13 protein-coding genes are annotated in these 16,150 nt (G+C 73.5%); 6 read left to right on the forward strand and 7 right to left on the reverse strand.

Annotated elements, in window-relative coordinates:
* The 4 genes from OERS_RS18970 to hemE all read right to left on the reverse strand — a co-directional run.
* The coding region (locus OERS_RS18970) for a uroporphyrinogen-III synthase (RefSeq protein WP_068627602.1) at positions 1-1,195 on the reverse strand (1,195 nt) is incomplete at its 3' end.
* Positions 1,195-2,373, reverse strand: a complete 1,179-nt coding sequence (hemC, locus tag OERS_RS18975; RefSeq protein WP_068627603.1) for a hydroxymethylbilane synthase — start codon at positions 2,371-2,373, stop codon at positions 1,195-1,197. The genes hemC and OERS_RS18970, both read right to left, overlap by 1 nt.
* A gap of 186 nt (positions 2,374-2,559) precedes the next feature.
* Positions 2,560-4,056 carry a protoporphyrinogen/coproporphyrinogen oxidase gene (locus OERS_RS18980; RefSeq protein WP_068627604.1) on the reverse strand — a complete coding sequence of 499 codons (1,497 nt, stop codon included), beginning with the start codon at positions 4,054-4,056 and terminating at the stop codon, positions 2,560-2,562.
* 54 nt (positions 4,057-4,110) lie between these two features.
* Entirely contained in the window at positions 4,111-5,220 is a 1,110-nt protein-coding gene (gene hemE, locus OERS_RS18985) for a uroporphyrinogen decarboxylase (RefSeq protein ID WP_068627605.1), read from the reverse strand.
* Positions 5,221-5,269: 49 nt separating this feature from the next.
* On the opposite strand from hemE, the gene OERS_RS18990 reads away from it, so the two are divergent.
* Positions 5,270-6,793, forward strand: coding sequence for a glutamyl-tRNA reductase (locus OERS_RS18990; RefSeq protein ID WP_068627606.1), 1,524 nt, complete (start codon positions 5,270-5,272; stop codon positions 6,791-6,793).
* 115 nt (positions 6,794-6,908) lie between these two features.
* Here OERS_RS18990 and OERS_RS18995 read toward each other — a convergent pair whose 3' ends face one another.
* Entirely contained in the window at positions 6,909-7,337 is a 429-nt protein-coding gene (locus OERS_RS18995; RefSeq protein ID WP_169834250.1) for an NUDIX hydrolase, read from the reverse strand.
* 217 nt (positions 7,338-7,554) lie between these two features.
* Between OERS_RS18995 and OERS_RS19000 the strand changes: the two genes are divergently transcribed.
* The 4 genes from OERS_RS19000 to OERS_RS19015 all read left to right on the forward strand — a co-directional run bounded on the left by OERS_RS19000 (position 7,555) and on the right by OERS_RS19015 (position 11,341).
* The gene (locus OERS_RS19000) at positions 7,555-8,790 is read left to right on the forward strand and encodes an SHOCT domain-containing protein (protein WP_068627614.1); all 1,236 of its coding nucleotides are present in this window, start codon (positions 7,555-7,557) and stop codon (positions 8,788-8,790) included.
* Positions 8,791-8,800: 10 nt separating this feature from the next.
* Complete coding sequence (locus OERS_RS19005) at positions 8,801-10,075, forward strand: hypothetical protein (RefSeq protein WP_068627608.1); 1,275 nt, start codon at positions 8,801-8,803, stop codon at positions 10,073-10,075.
* Positions 10,075-10,350, forward strand: coding sequence for a hypothetical protein (locus OERS_RS19010; protein ID WP_068627609.1), 276 nt, complete (start codon positions 10,075-10,077; stop codon positions 10,348-10,350). The genes OERS_RS19005 and OERS_RS19010 overlap by 1 nt, the downstream gene beginning before the upstream one ends.
* 67 nt (positions 10,351-10,417) lie before the next feature.
* Positions 10,418-11,341 (forward strand): Ppx/GppA family phosphatase, encoded by a 924-nt coding sequence (locus OERS_RS19015; protein WP_068627610.1) that lies wholly within the window; start codon positions 10,418-10,420, stop codon positions 11,339-11,341.
* A gap of 184 nt (positions 11,342-11,525) precedes the next feature.
* On the opposite strand, the gene OERS_RS19020 is transcribed toward OERS_RS19015, so the two are convergent.
* Entirely contained in the window at positions 11,526-12,962 is a 1,437-nt protein-coding gene (locus OERS_RS19020) for a DUF2252 domain-containing protein (RefSeq protein WP_068627611.1), read from the reverse strand.
* Between the two features lie 197 nt (positions 12,963-13,159).
* On the opposite strand from OERS_RS19020, the gene OERS_RS19025 reads away from it, so the two are divergent.
* The gene (locus tag OERS_RS19025; protein WP_068627612.1) at positions 13,160-14,527 is read left to right on the forward strand and encodes an FAD-binding oxidoreductase; all 1,368 of its coding nucleotides are present in this window, start codon (positions 13,160-13,162) and stop codon (positions 14,525-14,527) included.
* A gap of 97 nt (positions 14,528-14,624) precedes the next feature.
* Here OERS_RS19025 and OERS_RS19030 read toward each other — a convergent pair whose 3' ends face one another.
* Positions 14,625-15,923: a hypothetical protein gene (locus OERS_RS19030; protein ID WP_068627613.1), complete on the reverse strand. Its 1,299-nt coding sequence runs from the start codon at positions 15,921-15,923 to the stop codon at positions 14,625-14,627.
* Positions 15,924-16,150: the final 227 nt, after the last annotated feature.

Consider the following 16,150-nt stretch of genomic DNA (forward strand, 5'->3'; position numbering starts at 1 on the left):
GAGCTGGGGCGGGGGACGGGACGGTCCTGCTGCGCCCCGGGTCCGGTGGGCCCACCGGACCCGCCGCTCCCGCTGGCCCTGGTCCCGCGAGGGGCGATTCGTTGTCAGAATTGACCCGGGGGATACCCCGGCGTGCTTCTGACAGCTCGGCGCCGACGCGCAGCACAGCGACGGCCAGCGCCTCGTCGGTCGCCCTCTCGGCCACGGCGTCGATCCGCAGCCCGACCGCGTGCGCGGCCTCGGCCGTCGGCTCCCCGATCGCGACCCCCGCGACGCGGGGGTCCACGCCGAGCTGGGCCGCGACCTCGCGCGCCACGCTTCCCGACGTCAGCACGACCACGTCGACCGCCCCGGCCCGCCACGCCTCGACGACCTCCGGGGAGAGCGCGTGCGACACGGTCCGGTACGCGGTCACGACGTGGACGTCCCAGCCGCGCTCGCGCAGGCCCTCGGCCATGGTGGGCTTCGCGAGGTCGCCCTGCGGCACGAGCACGCGCCGCGACGAGGTGCTCGCCGACGAGTCGTCAGAAGTGGCCCGGGGTTCCGCCCGGTGTGCTTCTGACAACTGATCGGTGAGCGCGTCGAACGCCGCGAGCAGACCGCGCGCCGAGTTCACGGTCGCCTCGAGGTCCACGCGGACACCCACGGCCTCGAGCGCGCGTCGCGTCGCGGGCCCGACCGCGGCCCACCGCGTGCCAGGACCCGCGGAGTCGGGAGCGCCACCGGTTCCCGCAGGTCCGGCCAGCGCGGCGAGGTCCAGTCCGCGGCGTGCGGCGCTCGCGGTCAGCTCGTCGATCGCGTTGACGCTCGTCACCACGACCCACGCGAAGGCGCCGTGCGCGAGGTCCTCGACGGCGGCGTCCATCGCTGCGGTGTCCTCGATGCGGGCGCGCTCGATCGCCGGGCTCACGAGCACGGTCGCACCCTGCGCGCGCAGCCGCGCGGCGAGGGGCTCGGCTCGCTCGGGCGAGCGCGGCACCAGGACGGTCGTCCCGGTCAGCGGCCCGACGGCGTCGGCCGGTCCGGAGGTGGCCGGGTCGTGCGCCGCGGGCACGCCCCCCGGCCCGACGGCGTCGCTCGCCGCGGCGGGGCGGGCGGGAGTCTCGGAGGGGGTGTCCGCAGCAGGCGTGGCCGGGCGTGCCGGCACCGGCGGCAGGTCGCGCCCGCGCTGGGGGTCGCGCAGCCGGCCTGGCATCAGCGCTGCTCCGGGCCCACGGGGGCGTCGGTGCCGCCGACCGTGAGCTCGTCGTCCTCGGTACCGCCGGTCGGCGCCGTGCCCGGGGCCCAGAGCGCGGGCGCCTCGGTCCGAGCGAGCGAGCCCCCGCCAGGACCGGTAGCGCGCAGGGGCGCGAGCTCGGCGGCCCCGCCGGCCAGGAGGGCGTCGGCGACCTCGACGCCCAGGCCGCGGGCCAGCGCGTCGGTCGTGTCGTCGGCGCGGGGCACCCCACCGGTCGTGTCGGCCGAGCGTCCGGCTCCACCGGCGACCGGCGGCAGCGCGACCCGGGCCGAGTGCGTGAGGACCTGCCCGCCGTCGAGCCGCGCGACGACGGCCGAGAGATGGAGCTGGTCGTCCTCGACCACGGCGTGCGCCCCGACGGGTGCCGCGCACCCGGCCTCGAGCCGGGCGAGCAGCGCGCGCTCGGCGAGGACCGCGAGGCGGGTCGGGAGGTGGTCGAGGCCCGCGACGACCTCGGCGAGGTCGAGGGGCTGGCGCGTGCCGCCGTCGGGTAGGAGGTCGAACGACGCGAGGGGAGACAGGTCCGCGGTCCGGACCTCGACGCCCAGGGCCCCCTGCCCGGGCGCGGGGGCCATGACGCGCACGTCGATGACCTCGGAGACCGCGTCGAGCCGGCCCAGGCGCGAGAGCCCCGCGTAGGCGAGGACGACCGCGTCGAGGTCCGCGTCGGGGCCGAGAGCGCGCGCGAGGCGCGTGTCGACGTTGCCGCGGATGTCGAGCACGTCGAGGTCGGGGCGGACCGCGAGGAGCTGGGCCGCGCGGCGCGGGGACCCGGTGCCGACCTTGGCGCCGCGCGGCAGGGTCGCGAGCGTCCAGCCGTTCCGGGCGCACAGGACGTCGCGCGGGTTCTCGCGCTCGGGGGTCACGAGGGTCAGCCCCTCGGCCGCGCCGGTCGGCAGGTCCTTGAGCGAGTGGACCGCGACGTCGCAGCGGCCGTCGAGCAGGGCCTCGCGCAGCGCGGTCACGAACACCCCGGTGCCGCCCATCGAGGCGAGCGAGCCCGAGCGGACGTCGCCCTCGGTGCGGATGCGCACGATCTCGACCGGGTGCCCGGTCAGGTGCTCGATGCGTCGTGCGACGAGTCCCGTCTGGGTCGTCGCGAGGGCGCTGCCACGGGTTCCGACACGAATGCTCACGCTCCTAGTCTCCTCTGCCCGGAGGCATTGTCGAAATGCGCGTGAACCGGTGCGGCGCGGCATTCTGCGGAAAGGAGGCGCGAGTGACATCGACCTGACGCGAGGTCAGAACAAAGAGACGAATTGTCAGGACGTTTGTCGCAGGAATGCGGAAGGCTGCGGTGCCGTCCGCGTCGCCCCCGAGGATCAGAGCTGCTCGGCGCAGTCCTGGGCGTGCCCGACGATCGCCGCGAGCCCCGTGCCCGCGATCCAGCCACCCGTGACCCCGAGCCCGTCGACGTGCGAGACCCGCTCGACGAACGCCGCGACCTCACGCCGGTAGACGGGCGTGGGCGGGGGGAGCGACCCGTTCCAGCGCGCCGACAGGTGCTCGCGCACCTTGCCGTCGAGGTCGACCCCGAGCAGCACCGACGCGTCGCGCACGACCTGGTCGAGCGTCGGCTCGACCGTCTCGCCGATGCGCCCGTAGCTCAGGCGCACCACGTGGTTCCCCGGCCCGACGGCGCCCGCCACCCGGGCGGCCAGCCACGGCCACTTCGCGGTCGAGTGGGTCAGGGCCTTGGCCTGGACGGGGTCGTGCGCGCCGGCCCGGTGGTTCTCGTCGCGCGTCGACCAGGTGCGGGGCTTCGGCGCGACCAGCAGCCCGCTGCCCCGGGGGGCCGCGTCGAGCTCAGGGGCCTCGAGCAGGAGCGTCACGAGACGGATGTCCGCGCCGGGCTCGGGGTCCGGCACCGGGTCGGCCGTGCGGCCCGCGAGCGGGGACACCAGGTCGACGACCGCGGGCGTCGTGACCAGCAGGCGCGGGGCCCGGAAGGTCGCGGGGCCCCCGGGGCCCTCGGCCTGGACGCTCCACCCCTGGTCGCCGTCACGGTCCAGCGCGACCACCTCGTGGCGCACGAGCAGCACCCCCGCCGGGCCCGCGCTCCCGGCGGGAGCCCCGCCGTCGGGCACGTCGCTCGTCACGGCGAGCGTGAGCTCCTCGACGAGGCGGTGCATGCCGCCCTCGATGCCGCGCACCGCAGAGCCCGCCGGGGCCTGGGCGCGCATCGCGGCGACCGCCCGGGTCAACGAGCCCTCGCGGGCGTAGGCCTCGCGCAGGCCCGGGGCCACGGCATCGACGTCGAGACGTTCGAGCGGCGCCGAGTGGACGCCCGCGGCGACCGGCGCCACGAGACGTTCCGCGACGCGGCGTCCCAGGCGCGAGCGCGCGAACGTCTCGAGGTTCTCCTCGTCGACCCACCGACGCGGCTTGATCCGGTCCATGCCCGCGCGCAGCGCACCGGGCCAGCCGACCGCGCGGCGCACGTCGGCCGCGAACGGGTGCGCCGGGATGCCCATGATCCCGGCCTTCGGCAGCGGGAACGCGCGGCTCGCGGCATAGCCCCACGCGCTGATCGGGGCGGGCTCGACGACCGTCAGGCCCAGGTCGGTGACCAGGTCGCCCACGGCGGACCCGCGGGCCGCGAACGACTCGGCGCCCACGTCGACCGACAGGCCCGTGGAGCCCAGCTTGTCGCCGTGCACAGGGCCGCCCGGGCGGTCGGCCGCCTCGAGGACGAGGACGCGCAGGCCGCGGCGGCGCAGGGAGCGCGCGGCGGTCAGGCCGGCGATGCCCGCGCCGACGACCACGGCGTCGAACGTGGAGGAGGAAGGGCCGGACGATCCATCAGCAACGGGGTGCACACGTCAAGTGTGCCCCCGCTGCGAGGGTGTGTCAGACCGTGCGGGACCCCGGGGTCACGCGGGTTCCGACACGTTCCGGACGGAATGGACGAGCTCGACGACCCGGGTCAGGACGGTCGGGTCGGTCTCGGGCGGCACACCGTGGCCGAGGTTCACCACGTGCCCGGGGGCAGCGCTCCCACGGTGCAGGACGTCGCGGACGTGCGCCTCGAGCACGGGCCACGGCGCGGCGAGCAGCGCCGGGTCGATGTTGCCCTGGACCGGCACGTACCCCCCGAGAGTCGCTGCGGCCTCGTCGAGCGGCGTGCGGTAGTCCACGCCCACGGTCGGGTGCGTCACACCGGCCTCGGTGAGGGAGTCGCGCATGGCCCCGAGCAGGTGGCCGGTGCCCGTCCCGAAGTGGATCGCCGGGACGCCCAGGTCGCTGACCTGCGACAGCGCGACCGTGCTCCCCGGCTTGGCGCCCGCGAGGTAGTCCTCGAGCGACAGGCTGCCGGCCCACGAGTCGAACAGCTGGGCGGCGCTGGCCCCGGCCAGGACCTGGGCGCGCAAGAACGCGCCCGTGATCTGCGCGGTCCACGCCGTCAGGCGGGCCCACGACTCGGGGTCCGCGTGCATGAGCGTGCGAGCCGCGAGGTGGTCGCGCGACGGGCGCCCTTCGACCAGGTAGGCCGCGAGCGTGAACGGTGCGCCCGCGAACCCGATGAGGGGCGTCGAACCGAGCGCCGCGACCGTGAGCGCGACGGCCTCCGTCACGGGCGCGAGCGACTCCGGGGTGAGCTCGTGCTCGACGAGGCGAGCGACGTCGTCGGGCGTCCGGTAGGCCTGCCCCATGACCGGGCCGACGCCCGGGACGATGTCCACGTCGACCCCCGCGAGCTTGAGCGGGATGACGATGTCCGAGAAGAAGATCCCCGCGTCCACGCCGTGGCGGCGCACGGGCTGGAGCGTGATCTCGCTCGCCAGGTCCGGGCGCAGGCACGAGTCGAGCATGCCGATGCCCTGGCGCAGCTCGCGGTACTCGGGAAGGGACCGACCGGCCTGCCGCATGAACCACACGGGTGTGGTTTCCGGGCGGTCGCCGCGCAAAGCGCGCACGAGGGGAGAATTCGTCGTCCGGCCGTCGACGAGAGGGTGGTTGTCTGAAAGCGCGGTGAACGTCACAAGAACCGATTCTGCCGTGCGCGGGGAGGAATGATTCAATCGGAGCACTGTGGTTCTCCTGTCGATGACTGCAAGTCACCACGAGCTGGACATGTCCACCCTCGAGCTCCTCTCCACCGGAGCCGCGTCGGTCGGGCGGACGGCCGTCGAGACCTGCGAAGCGATCACCGGTGCCGTCGTCGTCGCGACGTGCAACCGGTTCGAGGTGTACCTGGACGTCGACTCGCCCGTGGACGGGCGGGGCGTGCAGCACGCGTCGCACGAGGTCGCGCGGCTCGTCGCCGCGGCGTCGGGAGTCGCGGAGGACGTGGCGGTCGGGGCGTTCTCGACCCGCACCGGGCCCGACGTCGCCGCTCACCTCTTCGAGGTCGCCGCCGGCCTGGACTCGATGGTCGTGGGCGAGCGAGAGATCGCCGGGCAGGTCAAGCGCGCGCTCGAGGAGGCCCGCGAGGGCGGTGCGACGTCGTCCACGCTCGAGCTCCTGTTCCAGACCGCGTCCCGGACCTCCAAGCGGATCAGCAACGAGACGACGCTCGGTGGCAACGGCCGGTCGGTCGTGTCCCTGGGGCTCGACCTCGCGAGCGCCGAGCTCCCGCCGTGGCGCCAGGTCCGCACGGTGCTCATCGGGACGGGCTCGTACGCCGGCGCGTCGCTCGCGGCGCTGCGGGCGCGGGGCTGCGAGGACGTGCGCGTGTACTCGGGGTCGGGTCGCGCCGAGCAGTTCGCGGCCGACCGGGGCGCGGTCGCGGTGACGGATCTCGTGGCGGCTCTCGAGGACGCCGACCTCGTGGTCTCGTGCAGCGGGGCGCGGGGACGGGTGGTCGCCGACGTGGGCGGCGGAGAGGCTGGCCGTGTTGGTGGTGGTGGTGGTGCTGGTGCAGGTGCCGGTGCGCCGAGGGTGACCGGGCTGGGCGCCGAGGGTGACGCCGTGCGCGCCGAGGGTGACGCGCTGGGCGCCGAGGGTGACGCCGTGCGCGCCGAGGGTGACGCGCTGGGCCACGTGCTCGACGCCGCCGCGCTCGTCCGTGCCCGGTCCCGCGCCGCGGAGGCCGCGGGCGACGAGGCGCCGCACCGACCCATGGTGGTCCTCGACCTGGCGCTGCACCGCGACGTCGACCCGCGCGTCGCGGACGTCGACGGCGTCCTGCTCTACGACCTGGCCTCCCTCAAGGCGCACTCGCCCGCCCTCGGGTCGCTCGTCGTCGGGCAGGCACGGCGGATCGTGGACCGTGCCACGCGGGACTTCGAGGAGACGCGCCTGGGGCGCGCGGCCGACACGGCCGTCATGGAGCTGCTCGACGACGCCGACCGGCGGATCGCGGCCGAGGTCGCCGAGCGCGTGGCCGAGCGCCGCGCCGCGGGGACCGAGGTCGACGACGCCGAGACCGAGGCGCTCACGCGCTCGGTCCGTCGCCGCGTGCACGCCGACCTGCACGACGCGATCGTCGCGGCTCGGTCGTCGGCCCTCGCGACGGCCCAGGCAGAGGCCTCGGCCGTGGTGGCCGACGCCGAGGAGGCGCTCCGCAGCGCCGGGACCAACGGGCTCGACGTCGAGGCGTGCGCGGGGCGCTGACCCGGTCCGGCTCTCGGTGCCGAGCACGAGGTTGCGGTCGTTCTCTTGCGGTTTTCGACCGCAACCTCGTGCTCGACCGACCGCAACCCCGTGCTCGACCGAGTGAGGGTCCGCATCAGGCCGCGAGCTCTCCCGTCGCCGCCAGCCGCTCCAGGACGATCCGGCCCGCTGGCGGGACACGGTGCGCGTCGTTCGCCGTGACCCACGTGAGCTCACGGACCTCGGCACGAGGCGCCGGCTCGGGGGACCCGGGCAACAGGTCGGCGTAGAGGCAGTGCATCCGCACGAGCCGCCCGTCGATCCCGTGGCCGGGCGCCTCGGCGACGAGGCCGGACCTCACCGTGGCAGGGTCGAGCAGCACGCCGAGCTCCTCCTCGATCTCCCGGACCAGGGCCTGCTCGTCGCTCTCACCGGGGTCGAGCTTGCCGCCCGGCATGAAGAACAGGTCGTTGTCCCGGCTGCGGACGACGAGCAGCCGCCCGTCCACGACGTGGATCCAGCCGACGGTCTTCAGGGGTGCGGTGAGGGGAGAGGGGGAGGTCACGGAGAACATCCTGCCATCCGGTGCGTCACCGTGGGCGGGCGGGTCGGTCACCGTCGGCGGCCCGGTCCGTGAGCGCCCATGCACCGGAACTCGCCGATAGTTCCGTTTCAGAACGAAAGTCGATACTGTGCCGATCGCGGTCGGGGGCATCAGGGCGTCGGCCGCGACGACGACAGGTCACGCGCGGCTCCGTCCGCCCGATCGGACGGAGAGCTCGATGGGATTCATCAAGGCCTTTGCTGGTGCCCTCGGCGGCACGCTCGCGGACCAGTGGAAGGACTTCCTGACCCCGCCCACGAACCTGGCGCCGACCGCGGCGCTCTTCCCGGCGGTCGCGCAGGGGCAGAACGCGGGGCGCGGGTCCAACACCAAGGGCTCGGCGAACATCATCACGAACGGCAGCCGGTTCGTCGTTCCCGAGGGCTACGGACTCCTGACGTTCCAGGACGGCGCGCTCACGGGCTTCGTGGCCGAGCCGGGTGGATACCTGTTCACGTCCGACGACCAGAACTCCCAGTCGATCTTCGCCGACAACGGCTTCCTGAGCCCGCTGATCAAGACCACGTGGGAACGCTTCAAGTTCGGGGGGCAGCCCGGGTCGCAGCAGCTCGGGTTCTACGTGAACCTCAAGGAGCTGCCGAACAACCGGTTCGGTACGCAGTCGGAGATCTACTGGGACGACGCGTACCTCGGCGCCCAGGTGGGTGCTGTGACGCGTGGCACCTACACGCTGCGCATCGTCGACCCGATCCTCTTCGTCAAGCAGTTCGTGCCGCTGACCTACCTCGGTGCCGACGCGAAGACCTTCGACTTCTCCGACCTCGACAACGACGCCGCGAGCCAGCTCTTCACCGAGGTCGTCGGGTCCCTCGCGGCAGCGTTCTCGAGCTACACCAACGACCCGGACAAGGGGAACCGGATCACCCGGATCCAGAGCGACTCGGTCGGGTTCGCGCAGTCGTTGGCGGGCGCTGTCGAGGAGGGGTACCAGTGGACGTCCTACCGTGGTCTGTCGATCGTCAAGGTCGCGCTCGCGGCGATCGAGTACGACGAGGACACCAGGGCGCTGCTGAGCGACGTCAAGAAGGCTGACGCGCTCGCAGGTGCTCGCGGGAACTCGTTCCTCCAGCAGGCTGCCGCGCGCGGCATCCAGGCTGCGGGAGAGAACCCAGGAGGAGCCGGGGGCGGCGCGAACATGGCGATCCTCGGCATGGGGATGAACGCCGCGGGCGGCGCGATGGCCGGGCTCCAGCAGCCCGTCGTCCCCCTCCAGCAGGTTCCCGTGCAGAGTGCACCGGCTGCCGCCGCACCCGTAGCACCCGCCGCGCCCCCGGCTTCTCCGGCAGCCGAGGACCCGGTCGCGAAGCTCACGCAGCTCAAGGCCATGCTCGACCAGGGACTCATCACGCAGGCGGACTACGACACCGCCAAGGCCAAGGTCCTCGGGTTCTGAGGCGCCGACGATGACTGTCCACGAGCCGGAGGCGGCCGTCCCGTCGTCGGCCCCGCCTGCCTCCCCGCAGGAGGTGTCCCCGCCGCCCGTCGGGACACGGGACGGCGGGCCGGCCATCGTCCGTACCGACGTCGGAGCCAGCGGTCTCGTCAAGTGCTCACGGTGCGGGGCGACCGAGATCTCGCTCAACGTCGCGACCGGGAACCTGCGCTGCGGGTTCTGCCGGTACGAGTGGGCCGCTGCCGGGACGATCGCGGACCTCGGCCTCGACGGCGACATCGGCGCGCTGCGCGGCGTCGTCGTCGGGTCCGGCACCGCCGCGATCGTGCCGGGGACCGACGAGGTCCTCACGTTCCGGTGCTCGGCGTGCGGTGCGGACGTCGTCGTCGACACCGCGCACGGCACCCAGGCGCGCTGCCACTGGTGCCGCAACACGTTGTCCGTCAACCAGCAGGTCCCGAACGGCGCGGTGCCCGACGTCGTGCTGCCGTTCCGCCTGGCCAAGGACGAAGCGATCACGCGCATCCGGGAGTTCGTCGGCAAGCGCCGCTTCTACGCCCACCCGACGTTTCGGGCCGAGTTCGTCCCGGAGAGCGTCGTCGGGGTCTACATGCCGTACCTCGTCGCGGACCTCAACACCAAGGCCCGGTTGTCCGGGCAGGGCGAGCGCCTCGTGCGGTCCTACACCGTCAAGGTCAAGGGGGCCGACGGCGAGGAGCGCGACGAGCGGCGCTACGACGCCGACGTCTACGACGTCGTGCGCGAGTTCGACCTGCACGTCGACGACCTGACGCTCGAGTCCTCCGCGGACCGACGGGACCATGGCGCGAGCTCGCGGACGAACAACGTCATCAACACGATCCTGCCGTTCGACGTCGAGAACGCGGTCCGCTACGACTCCAACTTCCTCTCGGGGTTCACCGCGGAGCGGCGCGACACCGACATCGACGACGTGCGCGAGCCCGCGTTCGCTCAGGCCAAGGAGATCGCCCGGTTCCGGGCGCTCGACATGATCGAGGCCTACGACCGCGGTCTCCGGTGGGACCACCAGCAGCTCGAGGTCGTGGGCCAGCGCTGGGTCGCCGCCTACCTGCCCGTGTGGCTGTACTCGTACCACGAGGTCCGCAAGGACGGGAGCTCGGTCCTGCACTACGTCGCGGTCAACGGGCGGACGGGCGAGACCATGGGCTCCGTCCCGGTCAACCGCCGCCGCCTGCTCGCGGTGTCCCTCGTCGTCGAGGCCGTCGCGGCCGTGACGGCCCTCCTCGTCATGATCGGGACCTGATGCACCTGCTCGCCCTGGACGCGCTCACCGTGGCGGCCGAGTCCTCGTCCGGCGAGGAGGGGGCCCTGCAGGTCGTCGTCGTGGGTCTGCTGCTGCTCGCCGGCCCGCTCTTCTACTGGTTGACCTGGCGCCGGTACCGCAACGCGGGCGAGCGTCACGACCACCGCAGGGACACGCGCTCCGAGGTGCGTGCGGTGCGCGGGTCGAACGTCCACGTGCGTCGGCTCGTCGGCCGGACGAACAGCAGGATGTCGGGCGCGAACCACCGGTCGTAGAGGGCGCGAGGGCTCCCGCCCGGCGGGCCGTCCGGTCGCCCTTCGCGTCCCCCGCTACCGTGGGCGGATGCGACTCGGAGTGCTCGACATCGGTTCCAACACCGTCCACATGCTCGTCGTGGACGCGGTGCGTGGCGCCCGGCCGGACCCGGCGGCGTCGGGCCGTTCGGTCGTCCGTCTCATGCGCTACCTCCAGCCCGACGGCTCGATCTCGGCCGAGGGCGTCGACGCCCTGCTCGAGGCGGCCGACCGGGCGGCGGCGCTGGCCCGCGAGTACGAGGTCGACGAGTCGCTCGCGCTCGCGACGTCCGCGCTGCGCGAGGCGACCAACGGCCCCGAGGTGCTCGCGGCGATCGAGGAGCGTGTCGGGGTCCCGATCGAGGTCCTCTCGGGTCCCGAGGAGGCGCGGCTGACGTTCCTCGCGGCGAGGCGCTGGCACGGGTGGGCGTCGGGCCGGCTCATGGTCCTGGACATCGGTGGTGGTTCGCTCGAGATCGCCTCGGGCCTCGACGAGGAGCCCGACGTCGCGGTCTCCGTCCCCCTGGGTGCTGGGCGGATGACGATCGAGCACCTCCCGGACGACCCGCCCACGGCCCACCAGGTCGCGGCGCTGCGCACGCACGTGCGTGGGGTGCTCGCCGAGGCGCTCGGAGAGATCAAGGCGCTGCCGCGTCCCGATCACGTGGTCGCGACCTCCAAGACGTTCCGGTCGCTCGCGCGGCTCGCGGGCATGAAGGTCGCGGTCGTGGGTCCGGAGGAGCGGTGGCGCATGGAGCGCTCGCAGCTGTCCGACTGGGTGCCGCGCCTCGCGCGCATCCCTGCGGCGGGTCGTACCGAGCTGCCGGGGATCACGGCCGAGCGGACCTATCAGATCGTCGCGGGCGGCGTGGTCGCGGAGGAGACCATGAAGGCGTTGCGCGTCGCGGAGGTCGAGATCTGCCCGTGGGCGCTGCGCGAGGGCGCGATCCTGCGCCGGCTCGACCAGATCTGACTGACGGCCTGCGCCGGGGGCTTGCGCGGTCCGCAGCAGCCCGGACCGCCGACGCCTGAGCCACCCCCGACCGCCTCACCGCGGACGCGACCCGACGGGACGTGTCCGCGCGAGGTGGGCAACGCCGTCGGGCACGAGATGGCCCGGGCAGACGCGGGCGTCCGACGCCGCGCCAGCCCTTGCATCAGACGCCCTGGACCGCCTCCACGTCGCCCGCGGCGATCGCGTCGAGGAGGGCCTGGTGGTCCAGGGCGTTCTGGTCGGCGTAGCGACGGGCGAACTCGGTGAACGAGTGGTCCGCGACGTCGCCCTTGCCGAGGTACGCGCTGATCGCGAGGGCGTCGCCGGAACGGGCGTGCCCGCGCGCGAGGACCCACGCGCACATCTGCGCGTAGGCGGCCATCGCGACCGGGAGCATGGTCTCGAGGTCCGCCGAGACCTTCCAGTCCCAGAGCTGGCGGAAGTAGTAGTCGTGGGGGCGGTCGTCGGCGCCGTGCACGGTGTTCCAGCCGAGCAGGGCGTCGCTCGTGGCCTGCAGGAGGCGCTGTCCCTCGACCACGCGGCGCCCGTTCTCGGGGTACGGGCTGGCCGACGTGTAGGGCTCGAGGACCGACGGCTCGGCCTCCTTGACCTGGAGGAACAGGGGGTCGTCGTTGTCCCGGCCGACGAGCAGCGCGACCCAGCAGCGCGTGCCGACGCTCCCGACCCCGACCACGCGCCGAGCCAGGTCGACGAGGCGGTAGCGCTCGAGCAGGATGCGCCGGGCGCCCGTGAGCGAGTCGCCGTAGGCCGCGAGGGCCGTGGTCACGACACCGAGGAGGCGAGCCTGCTCGGCGTCGTCGAAGAGGTCGCGCACCGGGACGAGCAGGGGCGGGTCGCTCAGGAACCGCAGCTCGCCGTCGTCGTGCAGCGTGGTGAGCCGACGCCGGGCCTTCTGCCGGTCCTTGGTCCGCGCCTTGCGCAGCGCCTTGCGGAGGTTGTCCATGACGCCAGGAGGGACCGCCCCGTTCCACCGTTCGACGATCTCGTCGCCGCGGAGCTGCACGTGCCACAGGTCGAGGTGGCCCAGGTCGGCGAACGTGCGGAGAGTCTGGCGGTACCCGCGCGCCGCGGCGAGCGTGATCCGCTCGCGCTCCTGGCGGGACATGCCGCGGTGGCGTCCCGCGATCTCGAGGCTCGCGACGAGCCGCTGGAGGTCCCACTCGAAGGGGCCGCGGTGCGTCTCGTCGAAGTCGTTGATGTCGAAGACCAGCGAGCGCTCGGGGGATGCGAACCCGCCGAAGTTCGCGAGGTGCGCGTCGCCGCAGAGCTGGACGGTCAGGTCCGTGCGCGGCCCGGTGCCGAGGTCGGCCGCCATGACCGCGGCCGCCCCCCGGTAGAACGAGAAGGGGGTGGCGGCCATGCGTCCCATGCGGAGCGGGACGAGCGACGCGACCCGGCTCGCGTTCTGGGCCTGGAGGATCGCGACGGGGTCGCGACGGTCGGTCGGCGGCGTCCACGCGGCGGTCGAGCGACGGGGGAGGAGCGTGCGTGCCGCGCGTCCCTGCTCCTTGCGGTGCTCGGGCGAGGGCGTCCCGCGCAACGGTGCGTGGTCGGGGTGCTGGTCCGTGGTCTGGGGCATCGTCGCTCCTCGGGTCCGTGGGCGTGAGGGCGCCCTCGCTCATCATGGCGCGCGCGGTCACCCTGGGCGCGGTGGAGCGTGACCCTCGGCGGACATTCCCGGCACCTTCGGCGGACATGTCACCGGAAGCACTCCCAGCTCTCTTTCTGGGGTAGCGCTGCTCCGCGCTCCACACCTTGTTCGAGAGGGAAACGCCCATGACCACCCACGAGATCACGCAGGACGTCGTCCTCGACGCCCTCACGCAGGCCGTGACCGGCCGCGTCCTGCCCGGCAACGCCGCCGAGGCCCGGCTCTCGGGCATGAACGTCGCCGTCGAGCACCGTCCCGACTACGTCGTCCACGCCACGTCCGCCGCCGACGTCCAGGCGACCGTACGCGTCGCCAAGACGTTCGGGCTGCCCGTCGCGGTCTTCAGCACGGGCCACGGGTTCGCGCGCGGGATCGACGGTGGCATCGCGCTCACGACCGCGGGCCTGACGGGCGTCGAGGTCGACGAGCCCGCGCGCACCGCGCGCGTCGCCGCCGGCTCCCGCTGGAGGGACGTGCTCGACGCCGTCACGCCCCTCGGGCTCGCCGCCGTCACCGGGTCGTCGCCCGACGTGGGAGTCGTCGGCTTCCTGCTGGGCGGCGGGATGAGCCCGCTCGCCCGGGAGGTCGGCTTCGGCTCGAACTACCTGCTCGCGGCCGACGTCGTGACGGGGGACGGCGACCTCCTCCATGTCGACGCCGACCACCACCCCGAGGTCCTGCGCGCCTTGCGCGGCGGCAAGTGGGGCCTGGGGATCATCACGTCCGTGACGATCAGGCTCCTGCCCCTCGCGACCATCACCGGAGGGAGCTTCTTCGCGGTCGGGGACGACGCCGCGACCATGTTCCGCGCCTACGCCGACTGGGTCGCGACCGCCCCCGCCGACATCACGACCTCGGTCGCGCTGCTGCGGCTGCCCCCGCTCGAGTTCCTGCCCGAGCCCCTGCGAGGTCAGTACGTCGCGAACGTCAGGGTCGCCTCGACCCGCCCCCTCGCGGAGGTGGCCGAGGCGATCGCCCCGTTGCGCGACGCAGCCCCGGTCATCCTGGACTCGATCGGCGAGATGCCGTACGCCGCGATCGGAGCGGTCCACCAGGACCCGACCGACCCCATGCCCGTGCTCGACGGCTCGACCCTGCTGCACACGTTCGAGCCGCAGACCGCGGAGGCGCTGCTCGCCGTCGCCGGGCCGCAGTCGACCGCACCGCTGATGATGGCCGAGATCCGGCACCTCGGCGGGGCGCTCGGCGACGGCGCGCACGGTCCCGACAGCGTGACCGGCCGTGACGCCGCGTTCTCGCTCTTCGTGATCGGGGTTCCCGTCCCCGAGCTCTTCGAGACGGCCGTGCCGGCCGCGATCCGCGGGCTGCTCGAGGCCGTGCAGCCGTGGTCGCTCGGTCGTACCCAGGCGAATCTCGCCGGGGCGGTGAGCGAGGCCGCCATGATCGACCTGTGGTCGCCCGCCGACCAGGCGCACCTCGCGACCGTGCGTCGCGACCTGGACCCCGACGGCCGGTTCCTCATGCCCGCGTGAGGGCCTGGCGCCGTCGTCCCGCCCCGACGCTCGAGGCGAGACGACGGGAGGGGGCGCGGCGCCGTCGGGCCGTGCAGCCCGGCGGTGGTGCCCCGACCTACTTGGCCGGCGTGATGGTCCCGGGGAACTGCTTGAGGTCCCCGCCGCCGCCCGAGCCCTGGTTGATGGAGAAGAGCATCTCGACGAGCGAACCGTCGGAGCGCGGACCACGAGCCAGGCTCGCGGCGTAGTCGAACGTGCTCACGGGCTTGCCGTCGTAGTCGAGCGCCAGGGCGGAGACCTGGTTGACCCCGATGCTGTCCTTGCTGTACTCGACCGCGTTGGCGTGGAGGGTCGCCATCTGGCGCTCGGTGAGCGTGAGCCGGAGCACGTCACCCTCCTTGACCGTGCCACCCGCGTCGAGACCCGAGAACTCGCTCTGGTTGAAGAGCTGGGTCGACATCTGGTCGGCCTCGACCGTGTACGTGTAGGTGCGACCTGCGGTGTTCTCGGTCCCGTCCGGGTTGAAGGCCTGCGAGAAGAACGTGTCGCTGCGCCCCCCGTAGCTGAGCTTGGTCTGCTGGTCCGCCGACCCGTCCGGGTAGGTCGTGACCACGGCCGAGCCCGAGTTCTCGCCGAGGTCCCACGACGCGCCGCCCACGGGCGTCTCGACATCGAGCGACGTCGTGGACTTGTAGTCGATCTTCTCGATCGTCGTGAGCCCCGAGATGCCCGTCGACGCGTCCTGCGGGATCTCGCCCGTCAGGAGGTAGGTGTCGTACGCGGCCCGGCCCTCGGGCGTCGAGAGGTCGAGCTCGGCGCTGCGCAGCGACGCGCCGTCGAGCGAGGTCGTGTTGCCCAGCAGGACCTTGACGGCCTCGAAGTCGACGCCGAGCCCGCCGTAGTTGCTCAGGGCGTCCGTAGGACCGGACGTGATGCGCACGGTGTCGTCGCCCGTCTTCTCGATCACGCTGCTCACCCCGGCGGACTCCTCGATGCCCGACTTCATGGCGATGTGCCGGAACGAGGCCTCGAGCTCGGTGCCCGTGTAGCTCCCGCTGTCCATGGTGACGGTCGAGCCCGTCGGCATGGTCGAGGGGTCGAACGGGTTGACGGCACCCGGGTCGGTGATCTTGGCGCCGTCGGGCACCTTGACCGCGTACTCGGAGGTCACGCCCGTGGTGTAGCTGCCGCTGACGCCGTTGCCGCCCTTGTCGAACCCGCCCTCGACGCCCACCGAGACGTCGGACTTGGTCGTCCAGGTCGTGAACCCGTCCTCGGTCTTCTCCCCCGACGTGAGCTCGGCACCACCGGTCAGGCCGAACGTCACCTTGGAGCCGTTCGTGGTCTGGAACCAGTTCTCGAGCGTGCCCGAGCCGGAGACCGTGGTCTCCCCGGTGGTCGGGTCGTACGTCACGCCCCCCGAGACCGACCCGCCGCTGCCCTCGGTCGCGGGCGAACCGAGCGAGCCGTTGTCCGTCCCCGACTCCTGGGTCCCCTTGACGGTGACGGTCGGGCCGCCGGGGGACTCGGCGTCGTCGACCCCTGAGGAGGAGCCTGCGCCGGCTCCGCCTCCGGAACCACCGCCGGGCCCACCCGACCCGGAACCGCCGGCCGAGCCGCCGGCGCAGGCTCCTCCTCAGG

Origin of the sequence: Oerskovia enterophila (genome assembly GCF_001692445.1) — a bacterium.
GTDB classification, from domain to species: domain Bacteria; phylum Actinomycetota; class Actinomycetes; order Actinomycetales; family Cellulomonadaceae; genus Oerskovia; species Oerskovia enterophila.